At 63.5% G+C, this 1,337-nt stretch carries 1 protein-coding gene; it reads left to right on the top strand.

All coding sequences use genetic code 11. The features are described from left to right. Nucleotides 1-1,337: sulfatase-like hydrolase/transferase (locus ACIRS4_RS37165; RefSeq protein ID WP_404204534.1), on the top strand; the 1,337-nt coding region annotated here is incomplete at both ends.

Here is a 1,337-nt window from a genome sequence, read left to right as displayed (position 1 = left end):
CAGATCGGGCGCATCATCGACTATCTGGAGCAGACCGGCCAGATGGACAACACCCTCATCTTCTACTGCGCGGACAACGGCGCTTCCGGCGAGGGCTCGCCGAACGGCTCGGTGAACGAGAACAAATTCTTCAACGGCTATCCCGACGATCTCGCCGAGAACATGGCGCTGCTCGACCAGTTGGGCACCCCGGCCACCTACAATCACTACCCGACCGGCTGGGCGGTGGCGTTCTCCACCCCGTTCAAGATGTTCAAGCGCTATTCGGAGTACTCCGGCGGCACCTGCGACCCGCTGATCATCCACTGGCCCAAAGGAATCAAGGCCAAGGGGCAGATCCGGCACCAATATCATCACGCGATCGACATCACGCCCACGATCCTGGATGTCATCGGACTGGAGATGCCGAAGGAATACCGCGGTGTCAAGCAGTACCCGCTCAACGGTGTCTCGATGCGGTACACCTTCGACAACGCCGACACACCCACCACCCGAAAACGCCAGTACTACGAGATGCTGGGCACCCGCGGTATCTGGGAGAACGGCTGGCGGGCCTCGGCGCTGCACGCGCCGATCAGCGACAAGGGGCACTTCGACCAGGACAAGTGGGAGCTGTACCACGTCGACGAGGACCGCTCGGAATCGAAGAATCTCGCCGATCAGCATCCGGACAAGCTGAAGGAGCTGATCGCGGCCTGGGACGAGGAGGCCAGGGACAACTTCGTCCTGCCCCTCGACGATCGCACCGCGACCGAACTCCTGGCCGTCGAGCGGCCGAATCCGGAGCCGCCCCGCGACACGTACACCTATTACCCCGATGCCGCGCCCGTGCCCGAGGCCATCGCGGTGAATATCCGCGGCAAGTCCTACAAGATCGTCGCCGATGTCGATCTCACCCCGCAGTCCGAAGGGGTGATCTTCGCGCACGGTTCCCGGTTCGGTGGGCATGTGCTGTTCGTCAAGGACGGTGTGCTGCACTACGTCTACAACTTCCTCGGCATCCCGCCCGAGCAGGATTTCGTCTCGCCACCGCTGCCGACGGGCAAACACACGGTGGGCATGGAATTCGTGCGGGACAAGGCCGGCCAGTACGGCGAATCCTTGGGCACCACAACGCTCTACGTCGACGACAAGCCGGTTGCGACCGGACCGATGCGGGCCCAGATCGGCACCTTCACCCTGACCGGCGACGGGCTCTGCGTCGGTTACGACAGCGGGGACAACGTCTCCCAGCAGTACCGGCACCCAGGGACGTTCACCGGAGGCACCGTTTACGGCGTCATCGTGAGTGTCGGCAAGGAGTCCTACAGCGACCTGCAGCGCGACGCGGCCAGAGC

Source organism: Streptomyces sp. NPDC101166, from assembly GCF_044768125.1.
Taxonomy (GTDB): Bacteria; Actinomycetota; Actinomycetes; order Streptomycetales; family Streptomycetaceae; genus Streptomyces.
Note: the sequence above shows the minus strand (reverse complement) of the source record. Positions and strands in the feature narration are given on the sequence as shown.